Below are 25,020 nucleotides of genomic sequence, written 5' to 3'. Positions count from 1 at the left end.
TTTTTGTTATTGAGCCATCAATCAATGAAAGACGCTGGCACCCTGATCGGCTGCGCCGACGCCGCGGCGGAAGGGCGCAAACAATTCGCGGCCCATGCCCCACTCATTGCCGGACAGGTCAGCCGTTGCGGGCTCACGGGCTGCGAGCTCGGCGGATGAGACCAGAACTTCGATGGTGCCGGTGATAGCATCGAGGCGGATCATGTCGCCATCGCGAATGCGCGAGATCGGGCCGCAATCGACCGCTTCCGGCGTCATGTGAATGGCGGCAGGCACCTTGCCGGATGCGCCGGACATGCGACCATCCGTAACCAGAGCCACCTTGAAACCACGGTCCTGCAACACGCCAAGCGGCGGTGTCAGCTGGTGCAGTTCCGGCATACCATTGGCTTTCGGTCCCTGGAAGCGCACCACAGCCACGAAATCGCGGTTCAGCTTGCCTTCCTTGAAGGCGGTCTGAAGGCTCTGCTGGTCGTGGAAGATGATGGCTGGAGCCTCGATGATGTGACGTTCGGGTTTGACGGCAGAAATCTTGATGACGGCCTTACCGAGATTGCCGGTCAGCATCTTAAGGCCGCCTGTCGGCTGGAACGGCGTTTCGATGCTGGCCAGAACCTTCGGGTCATGGCTGACTTCTGGCGAAGACGTACGGCTCACGCCACCGTTCTCATCGAGCGTCGGCTCGATCGTGTAGGCCTCAAGCCCATGACCGAACACCGTGCGGACATCATCATGCACGAAGCCCTGCTTGAGCAGCTGTTTGATCAGGAAGCCCATGCCGCCTGCCGCGTGGAAATGGTTCACATCCGCCAGACCGTTCGGGTAAACGCGGGCCAGAAGTGGCACCACGTCGGAGAGGTCGGAAATATCCTGCCAAGTCAGCACGATGCCTGCTGCCCGCGCCATCGCGATGAGGTGCAGCGTGTGGTTGGTGGAGCCACCCGTGGCGTGCAGGCCGACGACGCCGTTGACGACGGAACGCTCATCGATCATCTCGCCCGCAGGCGTAAACTCGTTGCCCTGCGCGGTAATCGCCAGCGCCCGCTTGGTGGCTTCACGCGTCAGCGCGTCGCGCAACGGCGTATTGGGGTTGATGAAGGACGAGCCGGGCATGTGAAAGCCCATGATTTCCATCAGCATCTGGTTGGAGTTGGCGGTGCCATAGAAGGTGCAGGTGCCGGGGCCATGGTAGGATTTGGACTCGGCTTCCAGCAATTCGGCACGCCCAACCTTGCCTTCGGCATAGAGCTGGCGAACGCGGGACTTTTCGTCATTCGGCAGACCCGATGTCATTGGGCCTGCGGGAATGAAGATGGATGGCAGATGGCCGAAGGAAAGGGCCGCAATCACCAGACCGGGAACGATCTTGTCGCAGACACCGAGGAAAACGGCTGCATCGAACATGTTGTGCGAAAGGCCGATGCCTGCCGCCATGGCAATGGCATCGCGCGAAAACAGCGATAGCTCCATGCCTGGCTGTCCCTGCGTCACGCCATCGCACATGGCCGGAACCGCACCGGCGACCTGCGCAATGCCACCCGCTTCCTTCGCCGCGTCGCGGATGATGGTCGGGTAAACCTCAAACGGCTGATGCGCCGAGAGCATATCGTTATAGGCGGTGATGATGCCGAGATTGCCGACCCGGTCGCCGGCAAGGATGTCCTTGTCGGCGGGGGAACAGACCGCAAAGCCGTGCGCCAGATTGGCGCAGGAGAGAACGGAGCGATGCACGCCCTTGGTGACCTGTAGCCGAAGCCTTTCGAGATAAATCTCGCGGTAAGGTTTCGAGCGCTCGACGATACGGGCTGTAATAGCCTGAATGCGCGGGTCGGCAGCCATGGGCGTTCATCCTGTCCTTCTGTGGACCATCGGCCAGACGCTTGGGAACGTTGGCCAACGGTCATGTTGCTGTTTCAAGCTGGCGCTTAGGGCGCCCAGTAGATATTCACCTGCGAATCCGCGCGGTTGAGCACGGCTCGGATGGGCATCTCTTCCTCGTCCAGATCGGACTTCGCCTTGTCCAACGTTTCCTTCTTGGCCGCACCTTCGATGTGCAGCACGAGGAAACGGGCATCGTGAAGCGCTGAAAGATTGAACGTCAACCGTTCTTCACCAGCGGTTTCAGCGGCCATCGGCAGAACGGCGCGGTCCTCGTCCAGATCAAGCGCTTCTTCGAGGTTGTCGCCGCCGGGGAAGAAAGAGGCCGTGTGGCCGTCCGTTCCCATGCCCAGAATGACGACGTCGAAGGGATCGCAGATCGCTTCCGTCTTGACCGTGGCCAGCGTCGCTGCATCTTCAGGCGTGGCGAAGAACTGGTAGAGCGGCACAAAGTAAGCATGGGCCGCTGCGTTTTGCAGCAGGTTGTCTGCCACCAGCTTATGGTTGGAACGGTCGCTTTCCGGCGGCACGAAACGTTCGTCCACCAGCGTCACGCTGATGTTCTTCCAGTCCAGCTGATGTTTCGAAAGCTCCTGAAAGAAGCGCTTCGGCGTAGAACCGCCGGAGACCGCTATGCTGGCCGTGCCGCGTTCGGAAATCGCGTCTTCAAGACGCTTGGCAACGTCCTTTGCCAGCGTCTCTGCCAGTTCCTGACCGTTTGTGAAGATATGCTCCTGCCCAATCATCTGCATATCCCCTTAATCGGCTTCGTGCCATGTGCGGCCATCGCGCTCGATCAGCGCGATCGAACCGCTTGGGCCCCATGTGCCTGAGGTATAACCCTGCACGCCCTGACCAACCGCTTCCCAGCTTTTGAGAATGGGATCGACCCATTTCCACGCCGCTTCCACTTCGTCACGGCGCATGAACAGGGCCTGGTTGGAGCGGATCGTGTCCATCAACAGACGTTCATAGGCATCGGGGCTGCGCACGTTGAAGGCCTGGGCAAAGCTCATATCCAGCGAGACCTGACGCAGGCGCATGCCGCCCGGACCGGGGTCCTTGATGAGCAGCGACTGCTTGACGCCCTCATCCGGCTGCAGGCGAATGACCAGCTTGTTGGCCTCGACCTTGCCAGCGGCATCATCGAAGATCGAATGCGGGATCTGCTTGAAGGTGACGACGATTTCGGACACGCGAGTTGCCAGACGTTTGCCGGTGCGGATGTAGAAGGGCACGCCCGCCCAGCGCCAGTTGGCGATTTCGGCCTTGATGGCAACGAAGGTCTCGGTGTTGGAGACGCCGCCTTCCAGCTCTTCCAGATAGCCCTTGACGGGACCACCGGCAGACGCACCGGCGCGGTACTGGCCGCGCACCGTCAGCTTCTCGACATTGGATTCGTCGATCAGCTTCAGCGAACGCAGAACCTTGACCTTTTCGTCACGCACGGCTTCCGCATCCATGGAAGAGGGGGGTTCCATGGCAACGAGGCACAGCAGCTGAAGAATGTGGTTCTGCACCATGTCGCGCAGCGCACCAGCCTTGTCGTAATATCCGGCACGGCCTTCCAGACCGACGGATTCGGCAACGGTGATCTGCACGTGGTCGATATGGGCGGAATTCCACAGCGGCTCAAACAGGGCATTGGCAAAGCGCAGCACCATCAGGTTCTGCACGGTTTCCTTGCCGAGGTAGTGGTCGATACGGAAGATCTGCTCTTCCTTGAAGACATTGCCCAGCGTGTCGTTGAGTTCCAGCGCAGAGGCCAGATCACGGCCAATCGGCTTTTCCACGACGATGCGGGTGGATTTGGTGATCAGCTTGTGGTCGCGGATCTTGAAGGCGATATCGCCGAAGATGCCTGGGGCGACAGCCAGATAGAAAGCGCGAATGCGGTCCTTGCCCTCATCCAGAAGCTTCTTCAGCTTGTCCCAACCGCCATCGGATTTTGCATCGACGGGAACGTAGAACAGGCGCGCGCAGAATTTTGCGACCTGCTCTTCGTCATATTCGCCCTTCTTGAGATGCTCTTTCAGAGCATCCTGCGCGAATTTACGGTATTCGTCATGCGTCATTACCGAACGGGAAGCACCGATGATGCGTGTCGGTTCCGACAACTGGTTTTCCACCTGACGGTGGTAAAGGGCTGGCAGAAGCTTACGCTCGGCCAGATCGCCAGTGCCGCCGAAGACGACGCAATCGAAGGGCTCGACTGGAATGATTTGACTGCTCATACCGATTCTCTCGATCTTTCCGTGTTGAGGGCATCCATAATCTAATCGATTTAAAAATGCCAGACTTGTTGTGCGAAATTATGTTTTTTGCTCGTAAGCTATTGGTTTTGCTTTGTCCGAGCGTGGTTCCTATGCCTTTGTTCTTAACTGTCTCATCAGAACCTGTCGCGCAATGCGTACCATGAAAGCGCCAGAAACAGCAGGGGCGCCCGCAACCGCGTGCCACCCGGGAAGGACGGCACATCCAGCGCGGCGAATTGCTCCAGCGCTTTGTCCCTGGAAATGATCATATCCGCATAAAGCTTGCCGCAATAGTTGGCCAGCATCACCCCATGGCCGGAATAGCCGCCGATGGACATGACACCCGGCATCACTTCACGCACGAAGGGCTGACGAGTCAATGTAATGCCCACCGATCCCCCCCAGGCATGGGTCATCTCGATGTTTTGCAAAGCGGGATAGATTTCCGCGATCTGCTTGCGAATATGTTTGGAAATGTCGCGCGGCGAATCCGCCGTATAGGCCTCACGCCCGCCAAACAGCAGGCGATTGTCAGGCGTCTTGCGGAAATAGCGCACGACGAAGCGGCTGTCGGCTACCGCCTCTTTTCCCGGAATGATCGTGGGGAAAGCATCCAGCGGCACGGTTGCGCCGATGAAGGAGCGGATCGGCATCACATGCGCTGCCGTCACCGGCTCTAGGTTGCCGATATGGGCATTGGTGGCAATCAAAACTCGGTTGGCGGTGATGGTGCCGGATGGCGTTTCGATCAGCGTCTTGCCGCCGGTCTGTGTGATGGATTTTGCAGGCGTCATCTCGAAGATTTGCGCACCTGCCGCCTGCGCCGCTTTTGCCAGTCCGATGACAAGCTTCAGCGGATGAATATGCCCGGTGCCGGTGTCGCGCACGCCGAAATGATAGTGGCTGGAGCCAAGCCGTTCCGCCGTCTCTGCCTTCTCCATGAAGGAGACATGGCTGTAACCGTAGCGGCTGGACATGGCCTCAACGCTTTTGCGATAGTCTTTTTCGTAGGACGCCTTGTGCAGTACGTTCAACTGACCGGGCAGGAAATCCATGTCGATGGCCTGGTCGCGGGCGAAATCCAGCACGTAATGCTTGGCATTTTCCGCGATGTCGAACAGCGCCTTGGAACGCTCGAAGCCCACTTCCTTTTCCAGATCGTCCGGCCATGCGCGCTGGCCGGTGCCGAACTGCCCGCCATTGCGCCCGGACGCGCCATCGCCAAAGCGATAGCCCTCGATCAAGGTCACCGAAACGCCAGCCTTGGCCAGATTATGGGCCGCCTGCAAGCCGGTGAAGCCGCCGCCGATGATGGCGACGTCCACCGTGCGTGAGCCGTCCATCGCCGCATATTGTGGCCTGTCGCCGGAACTGTCCTGATACCAGGAAACGCCGGGCGATATCGGGCTTTGCCATGTCATGCTGCGGCCCTCACACGTTCAGCAGCAGGAATTCCCGCTCCCATGGGCTGATCACCTGCATGAAGGTTTCGAATTCGCCACGCTTCAAGCCGGCATAGAGGCCCACGAACTCATGGCCGAAGACGCGCTCCAGCTGTGGTTCGCCTTCCAGCAGCGCCACGGCTTCCAGCAGGCCGCGCGGCAGCTCGATAGAGCCTTCGTTTGCCGTCTCATAGGTCGGCTCTGTCGGCTCGATATTGTTCATGATGCCGAGCCAGCCGCAGGCGAGCGATGCCGCAAGTGCCAGATAGGGGTTCGCATCTGAACTTGGCAGACGGTTTTCCACACGTCGTGCCGAAGGGCCCGATATCGGCACGCGGAATGCCGTGGTGCGGTTATCGTAACCCCAGGCATTGTTCACAGGGCAGGCCATATCCGGCGTCAGACGACGGTAGGAATTCACGTAGGGCGCAAGCATGACAAGCGCATTTGGTACATAACGCTGCATGCCGCCGACGAAGGCGAAGAACTCCTTGGAGGGGCTGCCATCCTTGTTAGAAAACACATTCTCACCGGTCTCGATATCGATGACCGACTGGTGAATGTGCATGGCCGAACCCGGCATGCCCTGCATGGGCTTGGCCATGAAGGTGGCATAGATGCCATGTTTCAGCGCTGCTTCACGAATGGTGCGCTTGAACAGGAAAACCTGATCGGCAAGCTCGATGGGGTCGCCATGGCGCAGGTTGATTTCAAGCTGTGCCGGACCCTCTTCATGGATCAACGTGTCGATCTCCAGCCCCTGCTTTTCCGAGAAGTGGTAGATATCGTCGATCAGCTCGTCGAATTCGTTGATACCGGCAATCGAATAGCTCTGCCCGCCGACGATGGAACGACCCGAGCGGCCCTTTGGCGGATGCAGCGGGTAATCCGGGTCGTCATTCATGGCGACGAGATAGAACTCGATTTCAGGGGCAACGACCGGCTTCCAGCCCTTGTCCTTATAAAGATCGAGCACGTTTTTCAGCACGTTGCGCGGCGTATAGGGAACATATTTGCCTTCCTGATCCACCACATCGCAGATGACCTGCGCGGTGGGATCGCTTTCCCACGGCACGACGCAGAGCGTGGAAAGATCGGGCACCAGTTTCAGGTCGCTATCGCGCGGCTCATAGCGAAAGTTCGCCGTCTCATCCGGGTATTCGCCTGAAATCGTGTGGCGGTAAAGCGCCGAGGGCAGGGCGAGCGAGGTGTCGCCGGTAAACTTCGCAGTCGGCATCATCTTGCCGCGGGGAACGCCCGCAAGGTCTGGCGTAATGCATTCAATATCCTCGATACCGCGGGCCTTGAGCCATTGGGCGGCTTCCCGCCAGGAGGCGCAACCGCGTGTGGAGGAAACGTCGACTTGTATCTTCTTTGCCATGTTTGCCGGTTTTTTCGGACGGAGCATGGTTTTCTTGGGGGGCATAAATCACCGGGTGTGTGTTTCGATTGGGGCTATCATAACCAGACTTTGTCAATTGGCGAGGGGGGAAAGCGCCATTGACATCAGGGCTGACTTCGAAAAGAGGAAGTACACCGAAACTAGGGAAACTCCATGACGGAAAAATGTAACGTGCTGATATTGGGCGCAGGCGCCGCTGGCATGATGTGCGCCATCCGTGCCGGTCAGCGCGGCCGTTCCGTTATCATCCTCGATCACGCCAAGGCACCGGGCGAGAAAATCCGCATCTCAGGCGGCGGGCGCTGCAACTTCACCAACATTCATGCAGGCCCGAAGAACTACCTCTCCGGTAATCCGCATTTCGCCAAATCCGCATTGGCACGCTACACGCCGCGTGATTTCATTACCCTTGTCGAAAAGCACCGCATCCCCTGGCACGAAAAGACTTTGGGCCAACTCTTCTGCGATGACAGCGCCAAGGATATCATCCGCATGCTGCTGGCAGAAATGCAAGCGGTTGGTGCGAAGCTGCGGCTGCAAACGGAGACCGCTTCGGTGGAAGCCATTCCAACCGGCGGCTTTCGTGTTGCGACCTCATCAAGCATCATTGAGACTGACAGTCTGGTTCTGGCAACCGGTGGAAAATCCATTCCAAAAATGGGTGCGACGGGCTTTGCCTACCGCATTGCCGAACAGTTCGGCCTCGGCATCATCGAAACACGTCCCGGCCTCGTGCCACTGACGCTGGAGCCAACGCAGCTTGAAAAGCTCTCGGCCCTCTCCGGCATCGCCGTTCCAGCCGAAATTTCCCACGGTAAGACATCATTCAATGAGGCGCTGCTGTTTACCCACAGAGGGCTGAGCGGCCCATCCATCCTGCAAATCTCATCATACTGGCGCGAGGGTGATGATATTAGGCTGAAGATGGAGCCCGATCTGGACATTATCGGCCATCTCAAAGCAGCAAAAAAGACCAATGGCCGCCAGTCCGCCCAGACCGCGCTGGGCGACATTCTGCCGAAACGACTGGCGCAGCATGTAGTGGAGCGGGCAGGGGTTACCTGCAACATCGGCGATATGTCGGACAAGACGTTATCGGCGCTGACAGCCGCCGTACAGGAGTGGTCCATAAAGCCCTCCGGTTCGGAAGGATATCGCACCGCTGAAGTCACGCTCGGCGGTGTCGATACCAGTCATCTCGACTCCAAATCCATGCAGGCCAAAACGGTTCCGGGCCTCTATTTCATTGGCGAATGCGTGGACGTGACGGGCTGGCTGGGCGGCTATAATTTCCAGTGGGCATGGGCATCCGGCCACGCCGCCGGGGAATCTGTGTAAAGCCCCGACATCTTAATGCCTTATTAAGAGACGCGGAGTCATGCTGATCGAATGCCAGCACAACGCAAGTTGATACATGATGTCCCGCTGGACGCCGGAACCCGGCATCGATCGGTTATGTTTCTCGTTCAGGAAGCCGCTCATGATGATGTCCAGAAAACCTGCCCGCGCCATCGCAATTGCTCGCACCGCCAATGACAACGCTGTCTATGCTTTCCGCCTCAGCCTGATTTCGGCTGGCGCGATTGCTGCGTTTCTGGTGCTGTTGCATTAAGTTTTTCACAACGTTGCTGAAATGAGTGATCGCAGCTTTGGCAAATCGCCACGGCGCTGATGCTTTTGCGGCGTCTGCATAGAACCTGTCCTCTTTCTCCCGCGCGTTTCGTGGCCTGTTCGGGTGCGTGATCCTCAATAAAGCCAATGCTGAATAAAGCTCCTGCATGATTGCCTCCATATTTCGAGGCTTAAACATGCGCGCCATTTTTTGATTTATATGCAGCCGAGAATGCCCTATGTTTTTCACCTATGAAAAACTTCGGCTGGGATGCATTTCAGATTTTCCTCAATGTCGCCCGCAGCGGTGGCCTCACCGGCGCGACCTCAACGTCGGGCCTCAGTGCCGCGACCATCGGGCGGCGGATGCTGGAGTTGGAGCAGACGCTCGGCAAATCACTATTCCTGCGCAGTCAGACGGGCTACGTGCTGACCGCCGATGGTCGTGCGCTGCTGGACCAGCTTCACGCCATGGAAGATGCGGCCCGCACTATCGATGGCTGGCGCAAATCCGGGGCGGCTTCGTAACTGGTGCGCATTGCCGCAGGAACCTGGAACGCGCATCTGCTGACCACTAATTTTTCAGCGATTTGCAGCGAGCGAGATGATTTCCGCATCGATCTGTTCGTCGCCGAACAACGGGCCAGCCTTTCGCACCGGGAAAACGATATCGGCATCCGGGCCTTCGAACCGGAAGAGCGCAATCTCGCCGCCATCAAAACCGGCAATGTTGCCTATGCGGCCTATCGATTGCGCAATGCCGCAGCATCCATCCGGGATTGCTGGGCAGCTGTTTCCACCGACAGCGCGATTTCCGCTTACCTGCGTTGGCCGCACGAAAACAGGGCCGGAAACATCGTGGTTACGGTCAACCGCCCCACGGCCTTGCTGGACTTGGCACTGGCTGGTGCGGGCGTTGCCGTGCTGCCCTGTTTCATCGGTGATGCTGATGCCCGACTGGTGCGGGAGGGCGAGATCATCGACGATCTGCGCCACAAACAGTGGATCGTCATGAACAATGAAGACCGCCACCGTCGTGATATCAGGACGGTGGCGGATCGTATGGTGAAATTGATCAAGGGGCATGCTGATCTCTTTGCCGGACGGCACAGCCGCCCGGTTTGAGACGTGGGTTCAAGCCGCCGCCTTGCCCTGTGCAACGATGACGGGGATCAGCAAATCGCCCCAGTTTCCGTCACCGCCATGGTGGCGGGCGGAGCGGACGAGCTCTACGGATACACCGGCTTCGACCGCATTCATGACGGCCTGGTTGAGGCGGTGCAGGTCGTTGGCTAGCATGCGGATCGCGCTTTGCTGATCCTGGCTCATGGATGAGGATTGCTCCTCGGTGCGTTCCTTAACTCTGGAAATTGAAGCCATTGTCTTTCCTCCGTTCAATGGACTGGTTTACTTATGCCGCAGCCGGGCGGAACTGGTCGTGTTCGGTGGATTCCTTCATCGCCGTGGTGGATGAGGTGCCGCCGGAGATGGCGACGGAGACCGCATCGAAATAGCCGGTGCCGACTTCGCGCTGGTGCTTGGTGGCGGTGTAACCGTTGATTTCTGCGGCGAATTCCGCTTCCTGAAGCTCCGAATAGGCTGCCATCTGCCGGTCCTTGTAGCCGCGTGCCAGTTCGAACATGCCGTAGTTGAGTTGGTGGAACCCGGCAAGGGTGATGAACTGGAACTTGTAGCCCATGGCACCCAGTTCGCGCTGGAACTTGGCAATCGTCGCATCATCCAGATGTTTCTTCCAGTTGAAGGATGGCGAGCAATTGTAAGCCAGCTTCTTGCCCGGATGCACCTTGTGCACGCCTTCCGCAAAGCGCTTGGCCTGCTCCAGATCCGGCTTGGAGGTTTCGCACCAGATGAGATCGCAATAGGGCGCATAGGCGTTCGCGCGGGCGATGCACGGCTCAAGACCGTTCTTGACCTGATAAAAGCCCTCGACCGTGCGGCCTGCATCGTAATCCACGAAGGGCCGATCGCGCTCATCGATGTCGGAGGTCAGAAGCTTAGCGGCTTCTGCATCCGTGCGGGCGATGACCAGCGTTGGCGTTCCCATCACGTCTGCGGCAAGACGTGCCGCCGTCAGATTGCGGATATGCGCCGCAGTCGGGATCAGAACCTTGCCGCCCAGGTGGCCGCATTTCTTTTCAGACGCCAGCTGGTCTTCGTAATGAACACCGGCAGCGCCAGCCTCGATAAAGGCCTTCATGATCTCGAACGCGTTGAGCGGCCCGCCGAAACCGGCCTCGGCATCGGCAACGATGGGCGCAAACCATGTATCGACGGACAGGCCCTTGCCTTCTGCTGTCTCGATCTGGTCGGCGCGCTGCAAGGTCTTGTTGATGCGCTTTGCCAGTTCCGGCGCTGCATTGGCCGGGTAAAGCGACTGGTCCGGGTACATGGCGGATGCCGTGTTGGCATCTGCCGCAACCTGCCAGCCCGAGAGATAGATTGCCTTCAGACCGGCACGAACCATCTGCATGGCCTGATTGCCGGAGAGTGCGCCAAGCGCATTGATATAGCTCTCTTCATTGATGAGCTTCCACAGCCGGTTCGCGCCCATTTCCGCCAGCGAATGCTGGATGGTGACAGAGCCGCGCAGCTTCTCCACATCCGCTGCCGTATAGGTGCGCTCGATACCGTCGAAACGACCCTGTGGCGCATTTGGAACCAGTTTGTAAAAATCAGTCATGTCTCTCTCCCTTGTCAGAACTGTCAAACCACCCACACATCCTTACTCCGTTGAGATGTGTGATCCGATGTGACTGAATTTACAATTATGAGAATTTTTACGCCATATAAAAAGGAAAATCAGTGACTTGAAAGAGGTCATGCTGTATCGTCTTTGACAGAGTGGAATTGTAAAACTGTAAATTTTGTAAAAACCGCGAACGCTCAATGTTGTGTGGATTTTGTAAAGGAGGAGGTTTTGGTGGAGGCCAAGATATTTGCAGGACCGCGCGTTCGGCGCGTGCGCAACGGGTTGGGTCTAACACAGACGGCCATGGCCGAGGCGCTGTCGATCTCGCCGTCCTATCTCAATCTTATAGAGCGCAACCAACGCCCGCTCACTGTGCAACTGCTGTTAAAACTCAGCTCCGTCTATAAGGTCGATTTGGATGACTTGCAGGGCGAGAGCGGTGGCATTGCCAGCCAGTTGCGAGAAGTCTTTGCCGATCCGCTGCTGGCGGGCGAAGTGCCATCCGGGCAGGAACTGGTCGAGGTGGCGGAAGCTGCACCCAATGCGGCCAGTGGCATCACCAAACTTTATCGCGCCTATAAGGAGCAGGCGCAGCGCCTGAGCGATCTCTCCGATCTCTTAGCGCGTGAAGGTCATCAGACGACGCTGTCGGCCACCCGCCTGCCCATTGATGAAGTCAGGGAAATCTTCGAGCGGCGCGCGGCGCATTTTGCGCAATTGGATGTGGCGGCTGAAGGATTCCATGCGGCGCTGTCTCCCGGGGATGATCTGGCGCAGGCACTGAAAAACTGGCTGCAGAAAAACCACGGCATCGTCGTGCGCTCCATGCCGGTTCACGCCATGCCCAATCTGCGCCGCCGTTATGACCGCCACTCCATGCGGCTGTTTCTGTCCGAGCGCCTGTCGCAGCAGGACCAGTTGCGGGAGATGGCGATGGAGGCCTGTCTTCTGGCGCTGACGGAGGAGATCGGAACTGAGCTACAAGCCCTGGCTCTCTCAGGCGAAGAAGCAAAGCGCATCGCCCGCTTCGAGCTTGCCCGTTACGCAGCCCATGCACTGATGATGCCCTATGGCGCATATCTGGCTGCCGCCCAGCGCGCGCGATATGACATCGACATATTGCGCGGGCGCTTCAACGTGTCTTTCGAACAGGCTGCAAACCGCCTCGTCACGCTGGCGCGTCCTGGTGTTTCAGGCATTCCATTTTTCCTGATGGAGATCGACAGCGCAGGAAACCGCTTCCGCAAGGCAGGCGCGCAGGGCTTTCCGCAGGCGCGGTTCGGGGGGCTCTGTGTGAAGCTCAACGTTCACGCCGCCTTTGCCCAGCCGGGGCAGGTACTGGCAGAGCAGGTGGAGATGCCGGATGGCGGGGCGTACCTTACCATCGCCCGCTCGCTGGATGGGCCGCAGGCAGGTTTTGGAGAACGCATTCGTCGCACGGCTGTCATGGTGGCCTGCGATGCATCGCTGGCGAAAGAAACGGTGTATGGCGATGTCGTCGGCATCAAGGCGGGCAGCATTGCCATCGGCCCATCCTGTCGGCTGTGCGAGCGGCAGGGCTGTCTTTCGCGGGCGGAGGCACCGCTGACGCGTCCGCTGGGGCTGGATGAAATGGTGACGGGCTTGAGTGTTTTCGATTTTCAGTAGTGGCCTTCAAACACAATTGTTTGAAATTGCCGCGCTGCACATTTCCCGCTTGCCGACACAAGTTTTCCTTTCTAGTCTCTGGCAAAACAAGGGGATCACGCGCTTTCCCACGGCGCGTTCAAACAGGAGATACCATGAAACATCGTTCGCTTCGTTTCAGCCTCGCCGTTGCCGCCTCCGTTCTGGCCGCTGGCACGGCATTTGCGCAGGAAAAGGTCGTCCACGTTTACAACTGGTCCGACTATATCGATCCTGCCCTTCTGGAAGAATTCACCAAGGAAACCGGCATCAAGGTCGTTTACGACGTCTATGACGGAAACGAGGTTCTGGAAACCAAGCTCTTGGCCGGAAACTCCGGTTATGATGTTGTCGCGCCGACATCGCCGTTTCTGGCGCGTCAGATCAAGGCTGGCGTCTACCAGAAGCTGGACAAGTCCAAGCTGCCGAACCTCAAGAACATGTGGCCGGAAATCACCACGCGCCTGTCGCAGTACGATCCGGGCAACGAATATGCCGTCAACTATATGTGGGGCACCACGGGCATCGGCTACAACGTCGCCAAGATCAAGGCTGCCCTCGGCGATGATGTGAAGGTCGATAGCTGGGATATTCTGTTCAAGCCGGAAAATGCGGCCAAGCTGAAGTCCTGCGGCATCAACATTCTCGATGCCTCCGACGAAACTTTCGCCATTGCGATGAACTATCTCGGCAAGAACCCGGACAGCAAGGAAACCGCTGATCTGGAAGCGGGCGGCGATGTCTACAAGGCGATCCGTCCTTCGGTCAAAACCTTCAATTCGTCGGCCTATATCGATGAGCTTGCCAATGGCGATAGCTGCATCACCATCGGCTGGTCGGGTGATATTCTTCAGGCCAAGACCCGCGCCGAAGAAGCCAAGAACGGCGTTGAAGTCAACTACGTCATCCCCAAGGAAGGCACCTATATCTGGATGGATTCCTTCGCCATCCCGAAAGATGCCAAAAATGTCGATGCTGCCCACGCCTTCATCAACTTCATGATGAAGCCTGACGTGGCCGCCAAGGCTTCGGATTATGTGCAATATGCCAACGGCAACCTGGCTTCCCAGGCGCTGATGGACGAGGCCGTTTCCAAGAACCCGGGCGTTTACCCGGACGCCGAGACGATGAAGAAGCTCTTCACCATCTCGCCCTATGGACCGAAAGAACAGCGCGTTCTGAACCGCGTCTGGACCCAGATAAAAACCGGCAGCTGACCGGGTTTTAAAAAGGGGCGGGTGGAAAATCCTGCCCCTTTCTCGTTCAGCCTTTTCATAAAACAAATGGGATAGTTCATGGCGAAATCTCTTGGTCCGGTAAAACGCAAATTCTCACCATGGACCGATCCGGCATCGGCTCCCTTCATCCGCTTCGAGAATGTGACCAAGAGGTTTGGCGATTTCGTCGCCGTCGATAATCTGACGCTGGATATTTACGAGAAGGAATTCTTCTCGCTGCTCGGCCCATCTGGCTGCGGCAAGACGACATTGATGCGCATGCTGGCCGGGTTCGAAGAGCCGACGCAGGGCCGCATTCTGTTGCAGGGCAAGGATATCTCAGGCGTGCCGCCCTATAAGCGGCCGACAAACATGATGTTCCAGTCCTATGCGCTGTTTCCCCATATGACCGTGGAAAAGAACATCGCCTTCGGTCTGGAGCAGGACAATCTGCCAAAGGCCGACATCAATGCCCGTGTCGAGGAGATGCTGCGTCTCGTGAAGCTCACCGAGTTCGCCAAGCGCAAGCCAAGCCAGCTTTCCGGGGGGCAGCGTCAGCGCGTGGCATTGGCCCGGTCGCTTGCCAAGCGCCCCAAGGTTCTCTTGCTGGACGAGCCGCTGGGTGCGCTGGACAAGAAGCTGCGCGAAGAAACCCAGTTCGAGCTGATGGATTTGCAGCAGACGCTCGGCCTCACCTTCCTCATTGTCACGCATGATCAGGAAGAGGCGATGACGGTGTCCGACCGCATTGCCGTTATGGACAAGGGCATCATCATGCAGGTGGCAACGCCTGCGGAAATCTACGAGGCGCCGAACAGCCGCTACGTGGCCGATTTCATTGGCGACATCAATATTTTCGAGGCGGAGATCAAGGAAAAGGCACCCGCCAACGGCAAGCCCGCAGCGGTGGTGCTTGATTGCGAAGGTCTGGCTGTCGCCGTCGAGCAGGATTGCTCGGCCGTTGCCGGCAACAAGGTAGCCTTTGCCATTCGCCCGGAAAAGGTGCGCATTTCGCTGGACCAGCCGGAGGATAAATCCGTCAACGTCGCCCATGGCGAAGTCTGGGATATCGGCTATCTCGGTGACTTCTCGGTTTTCATCGTCAAGCTGGACGATGGTCGTATCATGCGCGCGGCACAGGCCAACGTCTCGCGTCTCGTTGACCGGCCCATCACCTTTGGCGATATGGTCTGGTTGAACTGGAAAGCCGATTCCGGTCTGGTTCTCACACGCTGAGGGAGGGTTAGCATGGCGATTTCGTCACCTGAAAACCGGCAGAGCCCGATGCGCTGGCTGGTTATTGCCGTTCCCTATTTGTGGCTCGCGCTGTTTTTTGCGGCCCCCTTCCTCATCATCGTCAAGATTTCGCTGTCCGATACCGCCATCGCCATGCCGCCCTATGTGCCGGTCTTCGATGGTTTCAGCCAGATCGGCGATTTCTTCTCGCAGCTGGATTTCGAGAACTACCTGTTCCTGACGGAAGATCCGCTTTACATCGAAGCTTACCTCTCGTCGTTGCGCATCGCACTCATCTCCACGGGTCTGCTGCTGCTCATCGGTTACCCGATGGCGCTGGCGATGGCGCGGGCACCCAGTACCATTCGCCCGACGCTGGTCATGCTGGTCATCCTTCCCTTCTGGACCTCATTTCTGATCCGCGTTTATGCATGGATCGGCATTTTGAAGCCGGAGGGCTTGCTGACGGTTCTGTTCCAGACCATCGGCATTCTGGGACCGGACCAGCAGGTCAATATTTTCCGCACGGACACATCCGTCTTCATCGGTATCGTTTATTCCTACCTGCCATTCATGGTGCTGCCGCTCTACGCGGCACTGGAAAAGCTGGATGCGACCTTGCTGGAGGCCGCTGCCGATCTGGGTTGCCCGCCATGGAAAGCCTTCTGGAAAATCACCTTTCCGCTGTCGCTGCCGGGCGTCATTGCTGGCTCCATGATCTGCTTCATTCCCATCACCGGCGAGTTCGTCATCCCCGATCTATTGGGCGGTGCCGAAACGCTGATGATCGGCAAGACATTGTGGACGGAGTTCTTCGGCAACCGGGACTGGCCGCTGGCGTCCGCCGTTGCGGTGCTGTTGCTGCTCGTGCTCGTCGTGCCTATTGCCATCTTCCAGAACCAGCAGAAGAAGGTGGCGTGAAATGAAGCGCGGCAAGTTCGATACCACCATCCTCACCCTCTGCTTTGCCTTTCTCTATATCCCGATCATCATTCTGATCATCTATTCCTTCAACGCCTCCAAGCTCGTCACGGTCTGGGGCGGGTTTTCGCTGCAATGGTACAGGTCCATGTGGTCCAACGAGGGATTGATGGATGCGGCCTGGATCACGGTGCGGGTGGCGATCCTCAGTGCCACCATCGGCACGATCCTCGGCACGCTGGCTGCGCTGTCGCTCACGCGCTTTGCGCGTTTTCCGGGGCGCATGCTGTTTTCCGGCATGATCTACGCGCCGCTCGTCATGCCTGAAGTCATCACCGGCCTGTCGCTGCTGCTGCTCTTCGTCTCTATCGGCGTCGACAGAGGCTTCTGGACGGTGGTCATCGCCCACACCACCTTCACCATGTGCTACGTCGCCATCGTCGTGCAGTCACGCCTGCTGACTTTCGACCGCAGTCTGGAGGAAGCGGCACTCGATCTCGGCTGCCCGCCGGTCAAAACCTTCTTCCGCATCACGCTGCCGCTCATCCTGCCGGGTGTGGTTGCGGGCTGGATGCTCGCCTTCTCGCTGTCGCTGGACGATCTCGTCATTGCCAGCTTCACCACGGGACCGGGTGCGACGACGCTGCCGATCAAGATCTATTCGCAGGTGCGCCTTGGTGTAACGCCTGAGATCAACGCCATCTGCACGATTTTGATCGCACTTGTAACGATCGGCGTCATCTGCGCCTCGATCACCTCGAAACGTAGCGAACTACAGCGCATGCGCGACGAACACGCGGCGGCAAAGGGGTGATCCAGCGTGGCCTTGGGGCCTTGCTTCGGAAAAATCCAGTGGGTGGGGTTAGCAGTTTATTGTCCCTAAATGGTGTAGTCACCTTTTAACCCTTTGTTAAAAGGCCCTGTTCCAAATGGTAGGCAACGCGGGTGCACTCAATGAGAGGGTGACCGGGCCGGTGGCCCAAAGACATGATGTTGTTTTATTCCGACTCTCGTTAATTAGCACAAACTTTCAAGGCAGCCTCGGCTGCCTTTTCTTTTGCTGTGGTTCGCCTGACAGCCGGTCAAGACTGCTCCACCTCCAGAAGAATTTTTTCCAGCATCAGACGTCCGTATTCGACATTGGCATGATAATCGCCGGGTTGCTTTGCAAAGACGTCGAACATTGCGCCATCTTCATCATAAACCGAGGCCGGTGGATGGTGGCAAGCGACACCCAAATCGCCCAGCAGCGCTGTCGCGCGGTCGCGGAACCGGTTGTAGATGAACGCAATCTCGCCATCTGCGAATTGGGTTTTCCCCGCCAGTCTTTGATAGCTGGCTGGTACAGGGCAGCAGGAAGCGACCGAGAAATCCACGTTCATGCTAACCAATGTACGGAAGAACGACAGAGGCTCGTTCAGCGTGTGATCGATAATTGCATTGAACCCGTTTTCAGAAACGAACTGACGATCCGCAGACCATAATGCAGCGGTGTGTGTCGTCCAGTGCTTTTCATTGATACCAAAACTCGGATAGAGACCGAACATGAAGACGAAACGTCGCGGGTCATCTCGGCAAATGACGGCGGGATGATCGGGGTTGATCTTTTGGAAGATCGCTTTGGCAGGCGGCTGCGTAAAGGCGACGGCATCGTTTTCGACGGAAAAGAACGGCTCCAGAAAGTTGTAACCATGTCCCATCTGGGCGATGCGCAATTGCCCATGTCGGCTGGTGAAGGAAATTTGCTTTGTCGCTTCCGCAAGCGCGATGATGTGCGAGTCCCCGATGATTTCAAGCATAACCAAGCTCCTGCGCCTGCATCATTTCCTCGCAGACGATCTCATGGTCGCCAATCTCGATTGGCCTGATTACAGTCGTTGCTGCCGCAGGCGTATCGTCACTGTGCTGTTTGAAAAAATGTGACATGACGTAATCGACGCCTGCAGGCGTCACCGTGCGCAGATTGGGATCGTAGAAAATCCCGCGCCCGCTGGGGGCCGCGATGATTTCATAGGATGGGAAATAATCAACGAAGTCGGCTTCATTCGAAAGATGACCCGCCACCGCACGAAGCACGGATTTGGAGTATAGCGATGCGGCAAGGACGTGATCATCGCTTTTGGTTGCGGTCAAAGGAACGGGTGAGACCGTGAACACGAACTTGATATTGGCGTTGATCTCGCGCCAGCGAGTTATTATGGCGACGAGGTCCTCGAAAATCTCGAAATAGTTGAAGTTCTTGAATTCATAATCGCTCTCATTAAACCGACCGGCAACCGTGCCGGGGCAAAGCGGGAAGACAGCGCCATCGCTTTTGGCGATCCAGGCTTCGGTCATGCCCAGGGTGAATACGAAGACATCCGTCTTTGTAAAAAGGTCTCGTACCGCAGCGTAATGAGACTGGCGGGAGCGTTCCAGTTCGGCGACGCTTGAAAAGGGTTCAGGCTCCAGCAGGGGACGGAATGGGTCAACCACGCCATCGCCTTTGCGCCAAGCCTGCTCAGCAGGAGCGAACCGGCCAAATGCCCGATCAAACGTCTGGAGCAATTGCCGTGCGCTATAAATGTTGCAATAGCGTGCGGAATAGACCCCGTAATTGTAGCTCTTGGCCTGCTGTGGCGGAAACAGAGACGGGGCAGGTTCGAAGTCCCTGAAGGCAAATCCATTCTTTTTCAGGGACGTTGCAACATGCTGCGCAAAGCAGCTGCCAGCTGTCGCGATCGTCGTTTGAGGGGAAATGTCGAATTTCTTTTTGTACAGATTTTCCAATCGCAACGCATGGGTTTCGGCCACGGCCTTGCGCCAGATCGCCCGATCGGGCAGGGCGCTGTAGGGGTGGGAGCCAAGCTCGGCGTTTGCGGAATCTGTTTGTGCGATACCCATACGTATCCTCCGTGCCTCTTCTCGATCCAGGCTGGAAAGAAAGGGCTTGAGGAATGAGCAGCATTACTTTCCTTGCGAAACATATTAGGCAAGGCTTTCTTCAGGCTGGTGCAGATGGGTGTATTACTGCCTGCCTGCCTCGTTTTTACGGTCCAGCGAGCGCGAAACCAGCAATACGGGTATCAGCCCGGCAGCAATGATGATGAGGGCGGGGATGGAGGCGTCTTGCACCTTGGAGCGTGAGGCATCTTCGTAGACGAGGGTTGCCAGCGTGTTGAAATTGAAGGGCCGCAGCATGATGGTGGCGGGCAGTTCCTTCAGGGATTCGATGAAGACAAGCAGCGCCGCTGTGATGGCGGCAGGCCGGATGTTGGGCAGCAGAACGGCGATAAGGGTCTGCGTGCGAGTGCGACCGAGCGTTCTCGCAGCCATGTCGATATGCGGCGAGAGCTTTTGAAACCCGGCATCGATGGTGCCTTCCGCCAGCGTCATGAAGCGCACGCTGTGCGCATAGATGATGGCAAAGGCGGTGCCTGATAGCAGGAGTCCTGTCGAATAATTCAGGTGCAGTCGCAGCCACCCATCCAGCGCATTATCGAGCGCCGACAGAGGCAGCAGCACGCCGATGGCGAGCACCGTGCCGGGTATGCCGTAGCCGAGCGAGCCGATGCGGCTTGCCGATCGCGCCAGCGGCGATGCATTGACCCGCTGCACATAGGCAAAGATGAAGCCGCAGACGAGGGTGATCAGCGCCGCGGACAGCGAGACCTCGAGACTGTGCCCGAGTGCTTTCACGAGTTTGGGGTCCGAGAGCGCACCCAGCCGTTTGACCGCATAACCACCCAGAACCAACACCGGGATGGCAAAGCCAGAGAGGATCGGCAGCAGGCAGAACGCCGTGGCAGCCCAGCCCCGTGTGGCTGGAAGCGGCTTCAGCGCAAAGCGCTGCGTCATTGCCGTGGCCTTGGTGGACGCGAAGCGCTGTCGGCTGCGCGCCCGCCTTTCCGTGATGATGAGCGCTGCAACGATGAGGATGAGGACCGAGGCGATCTGTGTTGCGCCTGCCAGATTGCCCCGGTTCAGCCATGTCTCGTAAATGGCAAAGGTCAGCGTGCGAACGCCAAGATATTCCACGGCGCCGATGTCGTTCAGCGTTTCCATCATGACCAAAGCGAGGCCGATGATGATGGCGGGTCTTGCCATGGGCAATTGCACGGACAGAAATATGCGCAACGTGCTTGCCCCCAGCGTTCTGGCGGCTTCCGTCGCATAACGGCCTTGCAGGCCGAAGGCTGCCCTGACCGACAGATAGACGTAAGGATAGAGGACCGAACTCAACACCAGTACCGCGCCGCCCAGCGATCGGATATCGGGGAACCAGTAGTCGCGGATGGACTGATAACCAAACAAGGCCCGCAAGGCGCTTTGCACGGGGCCGGTGAAGTCAAGGAACTCACCGAACGCATAGGCCGCGAGATAGGACGGGATGGCAAGCGGCAGTACCAGTGCGACCGACAACAGGCGACGCATCGGGAAGGTAAAGGTGCTGATAAGCCATGCCGACCCAATCCCGAATATCGAGGACATCAGCCCAGTCATCACAAGAAGCAGTACCGTCTGTCCACCGGCGCGCGGCAGCACATTGATCAGCAGATGTCGCCAGCCATCGGTTCCGCCCGTGATGGCCATGGTGAAGATCGCGATCAGTGGCATCGCAACGGCTGCGGCAAGCACCAGCGTCCCCAGCGATAGTGCCGAAGGTCTCACGCTTCTGTAAAGCTCGCGGGCAGGTGGTGCAGGCGATAGGGGCAAGCTCTTATCCTTCCGTCACCGGAAGCAGCCGATGCGAAGACCAAAACAGGAAGAGCGTTCGACGCTCCGGGATATTGCTAATCCCGGATGGGTTCAGTTCGCAAGCACGCGCTGCGAGGGAAAGCTGATTTCCACCAGCGTTCCCTCGTTGGGAGCCGATGTGATGGAAAAATTGGCTCGGTTGGCATCGACCATCGCCTTGGTCAGCGGCAGGCCGAGGCCCGTTCCGTCGCCGCGCACCCGGTTGCTGGAGGCGGAAACCTGACGGAACGGCTTCATCGCCTGCTCCAACTCCGAGCGCGTCATGCCGATGCCGGTATCGCGAATGCGAAGGATGACGCTGCCATTGGCTTCGTATGCCGTGGAAACCACGATCTGCCCGCCGGACGGTGTGAACTTGATGGCATTCGACAGGATGTTGAGCATGATCTGCTTGATCGAACGAAGATCGGCGACGATCTGCGGGACCGATTGCGACAGTGCTGTACGGATGATGACGCGCTGGTTGTTCGCCTGTGGTTGGACAATGGACACCGCTTCGGCAATCGTATCGTTCAAGGCAACCGCCTTGAAGTCGACATCCATCTGTCCAGCCTCGATCTTGGAAATATCGAGCAGGTCGTTGACGATGTCCAGAACATGCCGCCCGGAACGGACGATATCGTTGGAATATTCGATGTAACGCGGATGACCAACAGGGCCGAAGCGTTCCGTCGCCATCATGTCCGCAAAACCGATGATTGCGTTCAAGGGGGTGCGGATTTCATGGCTGACCCGCGCCAGGAAGTCCGTCTTGTGGGCATTGGCGGTTTCTGCGACACGCTTGGCGTTTCGCAGGTCTTCTTCGGTCCGCTTCCACTGCGTGATGTCGCGAATGACGGCGCAATATCCGTTGGAAGACTTCAGCCTGCCGATCGTCATGAACAAGGGCAGAAAGCCGCCGGAAGCTTCGCGCCCGATGACTTCGCGCCCGTCATTGAGCACGCTGGCAACACCGTTGTTGGCGAGGCCCGAAAGATAATCCAGGACAGCACGCTGGCTCTCATGGGCAAACAGCGTCACGAACGGCTTGGCCGAAATTTCATTATTATCGTAATTGAAAAGGGCGCTTGCCGAACGGTTGAGAGAGCGGATCGTGCCGTCTTCGGCCAGGAGAACCACGCCGTCTGTTGCTGTTTCGAGAATGGAATGCAGTTCCTCGACCTGACCCTTCAGGCTGCTGACCTCGGTTTCATCGAGGCTTGTCTGTACCTGCGCGTTTTCATTGGCGGGCACAGGATTGCTGCCAGGTTCGTCCGTCGGGATCAACGACAGCATCAACGCCGCGGCATCTTCCCAACGGATGGACTGTAACCGCGCCTTGACGGGGATAAGGTCATTTTCAGCCGTCACGGCAATCATGCCGCCGGACCGCTCGGAAACGGCGTCGAGTTCGTCACGTTGCAGCAAGGCGTCGAGACCGCCGACCTCTGCCAGTTCATCGATGGAGCCGTAACCCGTCAAACGCAGAAATTCCGGGTTGGCGTGGATCAAACGATCACCGCTGTGAATGAGGAGCGCGACCGGCATCTGGTCGACTGTTTCGCCGCTCAAAGCCACGGGGCGTTGCGGCACATGGGTTTCGATAGCAGGCGTTTCTATTTCGGTGAACCGAGACGCAGGCTGAGGAGCAATAAAGCTTACCGGCTCGTCGCCACGCGTATAGTCGGCAAAATCATCTTCGTCCTCGATGAGAGGAGATACAGATGCTGCCTCCTGCTCGGTGGACACCACAGGCGATGCCTCGGGCACGGCTTCCATACCGTGGTCGTCGTCATGCATTGGCTCCGGCGCAGATGGGGCAACGTCTGGCACCTCCAGAGCCTCGATGTCACGGACATCGTCAAGCGCATCAGATTCGTCCTGCACCGGCTTTAACGTGCGGGCGATTTCCTGGAATGCGGCTTGCTCATTGGCGGTCAAAGGCTCGCGGCTTTTGGCGCGACGATCTTCGAACTGCACTATCTTGTCCGAATAGCGCCGGTTCGGCGTTTCGGTGATCTTGAGAACAGGCACTTCCTGTTCCGGCGGCGTGAAGCGAACGCCTTCCTCGGCGACATTCTCATTTACCGCCTGCGGCCGACCAATAGTCGGGGCGTCAGTCTCCTCATCGGCATGCGGTAGCGAAAACAATGTGTCTTCGTCGACAAGCACCTGTTCGACAACATCCGCTGTCGGTGGTTCCTCAGACAAAGACGTTCCCGCAAGTGTCAGGCCGACTGCATTCGGATCTTCCACGGCATCGCCAATGCGCACGATGCCGAAGCCACGAAAGCCATCGAACTCGCGCGAGCGCGTGTAGGTCGGCAGGGCGGCCAGATCGATGGGAACGGTCAGCGATGTGCCCTCGACCGGCCAGTGGATGGTTTTGCCGGACCAGGTGTCGCGACGGTTCAGCAATTCGATGATCTTGCCTTCGGGGTCCAGATTGAACAGCGCCGCCAGATCGGCAAAGCTCATACCCTCGACGTCGGCTGCATTCGGGCCTACTGCCTCTGCGAACTCGTGAGAAATCGAGCTGAAGCGGCCTGCCGCGTCAATCTTCCACACGAAGCGGGACGCTCGTCGATTGGGATCGAAAGAAAAAGCTGCTTCTTCGCTCGACAAGGCCGCAACCGTTTCAACGGGCTCTTCTTCCCTATCTTCCGCGGGCGCAGCGGCCAAAGGCGTAACGTCTGCTTCCTCATCCGCTGCCGGAAAGGCTGGTACGTCCTGTTTGATCTGCGCAAACTCGGTCGCGCCTTCGACCGCCTGATCATCCGCTGTCGGAAACAGCTCTTCAGCCGCATCCTCTTCGCCAACGGCGTCGCCAACGATCTCGGATGTTTCCGGCTCAAAACTGTCTTCGGCAAGCGCCTCGACTTCAGGCCGTTCGGCGACGAATTGTGCACTATTGTCCGACGCTTCTTCGACGGAGATCACGGGCTCGTCGTTTTGAACCCGCTGTTGCGGTACCGGTTCCGCCTTGGTCTGGGTGAACTCTGACGACGGATCGAGTGTACCGATGACGGTTTCGACCACGAAGAGGAGGTTCAGCTCCGGGTCCTGTGACAATTGTCCTGCTGCGGCAGGCAGATAGCCCTTGCCTGCAGGTACGGGACGCTTCACCAATTTGCCGCGTTGGCCGGAGGCCATGGAAACGAGCGTGCGGGTTGTGACCGGTGTAATGCCGAGTTTGTCGAAGCCGGGTGATGCTGCGAGCACCTTGCTGTCTGCATCCAGCACGGCCATGTGAATGTCCGGGTCATCGAAACCCTCGATCATCCGCCGCGCTCGCTCTGCCAGCGAAGGGGTGACGGTATCTATCGGTGCAGTGAAGAGAATGGCAGGCTGGCCAGGTTCCACCTCGATGATCTCTGCGGTAGCGATGACCGATACACTCTTGAAACCGGAGTGGATTCGGATGGTGAACTGGCCGCTGTCGCCGGTCCTGCTCAAACGCGCAGCGGTCGCCGAAAACTGGCGGAAGGTCACATCCTGTTGTCTGGGCCCGTGCTCGATAAAATCGTAGATCATCGGGGTGCCGAACAGCGCCGCACCGCGTCCGTTTGCCCAGAGCGCGGTTTGCAGATCCATGGAGAACAGGGCCATGGCTTCGCCGCGACCGAAATGGTCACGAACACGCTCATGAACGGCAATGTCTATAAATGGATATTGAACGGCGGGCATGTGGAGACCTATTCTGGCACGACCTGACCTCAAGCAACCGCAAGACCTCATCATGAGGAACCATACAGCCTGCATCGGCTCGATGTTAACAGAATCTTAAATAACTTCACAGGGTGGATAGGTCCATCATCTGCGACGGGATTTGCCAATTACAGTTAATTCGCAAGCCCAATGCTAAGAACTGCACATCGCAGTGAATGTGTGGTCGCACGCTTCAATTTGCAATCCGCAATCACCATGTCGCTCCCGCAATCCAAAGCCTTTTTGCACCCTGCTCGCT

Annotated in this window: 18 protein-coding genes and 1 pseudogene; 7 read left to right on the top strand and 12 right to left on the bottom strand. The window is 58.0% G+C overall.

Translation table 11 applies throughout. The features are described from left to right. Positions 1-21 precede the first annotated feature (21 nt). The 5 genes from edd to ASF29_RS11600 form a co-directional block, all read right to left on the bottom strand. Positions 22-1,839, bottom strand: coding sequence for a phosphogluconate dehydratase (gene edd, locus ASF29_RS11620; RefSeq protein WP_062450841.1), 1,818 nt, complete (start codon positions 1,837-1,839; stop codon positions 22-24). Between the two features lie 86 nt (positions 1,840-1,925). Then, a complete protein-coding gene (gene pgl / locus ASF29_RS11615) occupies positions 1,926-2,624 on the bottom strand; it encodes a 6-phosphogluconolactonase (protein WP_062450840.1) in 699 nt (232 codons plus the stop codon). 12 nt (positions 2,625-2,636) lie between these two features. Then, on the bottom strand, positions 2,637-4,112 hold the full coding sequence (gene zwf / locus ASF29_RS11610) for a glucose-6-phosphate dehydrogenase (protein ID WP_062450839.1): 1,476 nt from the start codon (positions 4,110-4,112) through the stop codon (positions 2,637-2,639). Positions 4,113-4,267: 155 nt separating this feature from the next. Next, complete coding sequence (locus ASF29_RS11605; protein WP_062450838.1) at positions 4,268-5,554, bottom strand: FAD-binding oxidoreductase; 1,287 nt, start codon at positions 5,552-5,554, stop codon at positions 4,268-4,270. 10 nt (positions 5,555-5,564) lie between these two features. Further along, a complete protein-coding gene (locus ASF29_RS11600; protein ID WP_062450837.1) occupies positions 5,565-7,001 on the bottom strand; it encodes a glutamine synthetase family protein in 1,437 nt (478 codons plus the stop codon). Positions 7,002-7,130: 129 nt separating this feature from the next. On the opposite strand from ASF29_RS11600, the gene ASF29_RS11595 reads away from it, so the two are divergent. Further along, entirely contained in the window at positions 7,131-8,315 is a 1,185-nt protein-coding gene (locus tag ASF29_RS11595) for an NAD(P)/FAD-dependent oxidoreductase (RefSeq protein ID WP_062450836.1), read from the top strand. Positions 8,316-8,430: 115 nt separating this feature from the next. Here ASF29_RS11595 and ASF29_RS24800 read toward each other — a convergent pair whose 3' ends face one another. Beyond that, on the bottom strand, positions 8,431-8,757 hold the full coding sequence (locus tag ASF29_RS24800; RefSeq protein WP_156462637.1) for a hypothetical protein: 327 nt from the start codon (positions 8,755-8,757) through the stop codon (positions 8,431-8,433). Positions 8,758-8,840: 83 nt separating this feature from the next. Here ASF29_RS24800 and ASF29_RS11585 point away from each other — a divergent pair. Continuing rightward, a pseudogene (locus tag ASF29_RS11585) lies at positions 8,841-9,713 on the top strand (LysR family transcriptional regulator). Between the two features lie 9 nt (positions 9,714-9,722). On the opposite strand, the gene ASF29_RS11580 reads toward ASF29_RS11585, so the two are convergent. Both ASF29_RS11580 and aceA read right to left on the bottom strand, forming a co-directional pair. Continuing rightward, positions 9,723-9,968: a hypothetical protein gene (locus ASF29_RS11580; protein ID WP_045229770.1), complete on the bottom strand. Its 246-nt coding sequence runs from the start codon at positions 9,966-9,968 to the stop codon at positions 9,723-9,725. A 31-nt stretch (positions 9,969-9,999) separates the two neighbouring features. Then, on the bottom strand, positions 10,000-11,289 hold the full coding sequence (gene aceA, locus ASF29_RS11575; RefSeq protein ID WP_062450834.1) for an isocitrate lyase: 1,290 nt from the start codon (positions 11,287-11,289) through the stop codon (positions 10,000-10,002). 237 nt (positions 11,290-11,526) lie between these two features. Here aceA and ASF29_RS11570 point away from each other — a divergent pair, with 237 nt between their 5' ends. The 5 genes from ASF29_RS11570 to ASF29_RS11550 all read left to right on the top strand — a co-directional run bounded on the left by ASF29_RS11570 (position 11,527) and on the right by ASF29_RS11550 (position 17,151). After that, complete coding sequence (locus ASF29_RS11570; RefSeq protein WP_062450833.1) at positions 11,527-12,945, top strand: XRE family transcriptional regulator; 1,419 nt, start codon at positions 11,527-11,529, stop codon at positions 12,943-12,945. Positions 12,946-13,079: 134 nt separating this feature from the next. After that, a complete protein-coding gene (locus tag ASF29_RS11565) occupies positions 13,080-14,180 on the top strand; it encodes a polyamine ABC transporter substrate-binding protein (RefSeq protein WP_062450832.1) in 1,101 nt (366 codons plus the stop codon). A gap of 78 nt (positions 14,181-14,258) precedes the next feature. Then, positions 14,259-15,416 (top strand): ABC transporter ATP-binding protein, encoded by a 1,158-nt coding sequence (locus ASF29_RS11560; protein ID WP_062450831.1) that lies wholly within the window; start codon positions 14,259-14,261, stop codon positions 15,414-15,416. A gap of 12 nt (positions 15,417-15,428) precedes the next feature. Beyond that, the gene (locus ASF29_RS11555) at positions 15,429-16,337 is read left to right on the top strand and encodes an ABC transporter permease subunit (protein ID WP_062450830.1); all 909 of its coding nucleotides are present in this window, start codon (positions 15,429-15,431) and stop codon (positions 16,335-16,337) included. 1 nt (position 16,338) lies between these two features. Further along, the gene (locus ASF29_RS11550; RefSeq protein WP_062450829.1) at positions 16,339-17,151 is read left to right on the top strand and encodes an ABC transporter permease; all 813 of its coding nucleotides are present in this window, start codon (positions 16,339-16,341) and stop codon (positions 17,149-17,151) included. A 268-nt stretch (positions 17,152-17,419) separates the two neighbouring features. On the opposite strand, the gene ASF29_RS11545 is transcribed toward ASF29_RS11550, so the two are convergent. The 4 genes from ASF29_RS11545 to ASF29_RS11530 all read right to left on the bottom strand — a co-directional run bounded on the left by ASF29_RS11545 (position 17,420) and on the right by ASF29_RS11530 (position 24,740). Beyond that, positions 17,420-18,136, bottom strand: a complete 717-nt coding sequence (locus tag ASF29_RS11545) for a hypothetical protein (protein ID WP_062450828.1) — start codon at positions 18,134-18,136, stop codon at positions 17,420-17,422. Continuing rightward, the gene (locus ASF29_RS11540) at positions 18,129-19,220 is read right to left on the bottom strand and encodes a GSCFA domain-containing protein (RefSeq protein WP_082453470.1); all 1,092 of its coding nucleotides are present in this window, start codon (positions 19,218-19,220) and stop codon (positions 18,129-18,131) included. The genes ASF29_RS11545 and ASF29_RS11540 overlap by 8 nt, the downstream gene beginning before the upstream one ends. 123 nt (positions 19,221-19,343) lie before the next feature. Further along, positions 19,344-20,933: an iron ABC transporter permease gene (locus ASF29_RS11535; RefSeq protein WP_156462654.1), complete on the bottom strand. Its 1,590-nt coding sequence runs from the start codon at positions 20,931-20,933 to the stop codon at positions 19,344-19,346. 192 nt (positions 20,934-21,125) lie between these two features. Further along, complete coding sequence (locus tag ASF29_RS11530) at positions 21,126-24,740, bottom strand: ATP-binding protein (RefSeq protein WP_062450826.1); 3,615 nt, start codon at positions 24,738-24,740, stop codon at positions 21,126-21,128. Positions 24,741-25,020 lie beyond the last annotated feature (280 nt).

The organism is Rhizobium sp. Leaf262 (assembly GCF_001422245.1).
Lineage (GTDB): Bacteria > Pseudomonadota > Alphaproteobacteria > Rhizobiales > Rhizobiaceae > Agrobacterium.
Note: the sequence above shows the minus strand (reverse complement) of the source record. Positions and strands in the feature narration are given on the sequence as shown.

Coding starts and splice junctions, on each gene's coding strand:
- edd (WP_062450841.1), bottom strand. CDS start 1,839: ATGGCTGCCGACCCGCGCATTCAGGCTATTACAGCCCGTATCGTCGAG.
- pgl (WP_062450840.1), bottom strand. CDS start 2,624: ATGATTGGGCAGGAGCATATCTTCACAAACGGTCAGGAACTGGCAGAG.
- zwf (WP_062450839.1), bottom strand. CDS start 4,112: ATGAGCAGTCAAATCATTCCAGTCGAGCCCTTCGATTGCGTCGTCTTC.
- ASF29_RS11605 (WP_062450838.1), bottom strand. CDS start 5,554: ATGACATGGCAAAGCCCGATATCGCCCGGCGTTTCCTGGTATCAGGAC.
- ASF29_RS11600 (WP_062450837.1), bottom strand. CDS start 7,001: ATGCCCCCCAAGAAAACCATGCTCCGTCCGAAAAAACCGGCAAACATG.
- ASF29_RS11595 (WP_062450836.1), top strand. CDS start 7,131: ATGACGGAAAAATGTAACGTGCTGATATTGGGCGCAGGCGCCGCTGGC.
- ASF29_RS24800 (WP_156462637.1), bottom strand. CDS start 8,757: ATGCAGGAGCTTTATTCAGCATTGGCTTTATTGAGGATCACGCACCCG.
- ASF29_RS11580 (WP_045229770.1), bottom strand. CDS start 9,968: ATGGCTTCAATTTCCAGAGTTAAGGAACGCACCGAGGAGCAATCCTCA.
- aceA (WP_062450834.1), bottom strand. CDS start 11,289: ATGACTGATTTTTACAAACTGGTTCCAAATGCGCCACAGGGTCGTTTC.
- ASF29_RS11565 (WP_062450832.1), top strand. CDS start 13,080: ATGAAACATCGTTCGCTTCGTTTCAGCCTCGCCGTTGCCGCCTCCGTT.
- ASF29_RS11560 (WP_062450831.1), top strand. CDS start 14,259: ATGGCGAAATCTCTTGGTCCGGTAAAACGCAAATTCTCACCATGGACC.
- ASF29_RS11555 (WP_062450830.1), top strand. CDS start 15,429: ATGGCGATTTCGTCACCTGAAAACCGGCAGAGCCCGATGCGCTGGCTG.
- ASF29_RS11550 (WP_062450829.1), top strand. CDS start 16,339: ATGAAGCGCGGCAAGTTCGATACCACCATCCTCACCCTCTGCTTTGCC.
- ASF29_RS11545 (WP_062450828.1), bottom strand. CDS start 18,136: ATGCTTGAAATCATCGGGGACTCGCACATCATCGCGCTTGCGGAAGCG.
- ASF29_RS11540 (WP_082453470.1), bottom strand. CDS start 19,220: ATGGGTATCGCACAAACAGATTCCGCAAACGCCGAGCTTGGCTCCCAC.
- ASF29_RS11535 (WP_156462654.1), bottom strand. CDS start 20,933: ATGCCACTGATCGCGATCTTCACCATGGCCATCACGGGCGGAACCGAT.
- ASF29_RS11530 (WP_062450826.1), bottom strand. CDS start 24,740: ATGCCCGCCGTTCAATATCCATTTATAGACATTGCCGTTCATGAGCGT.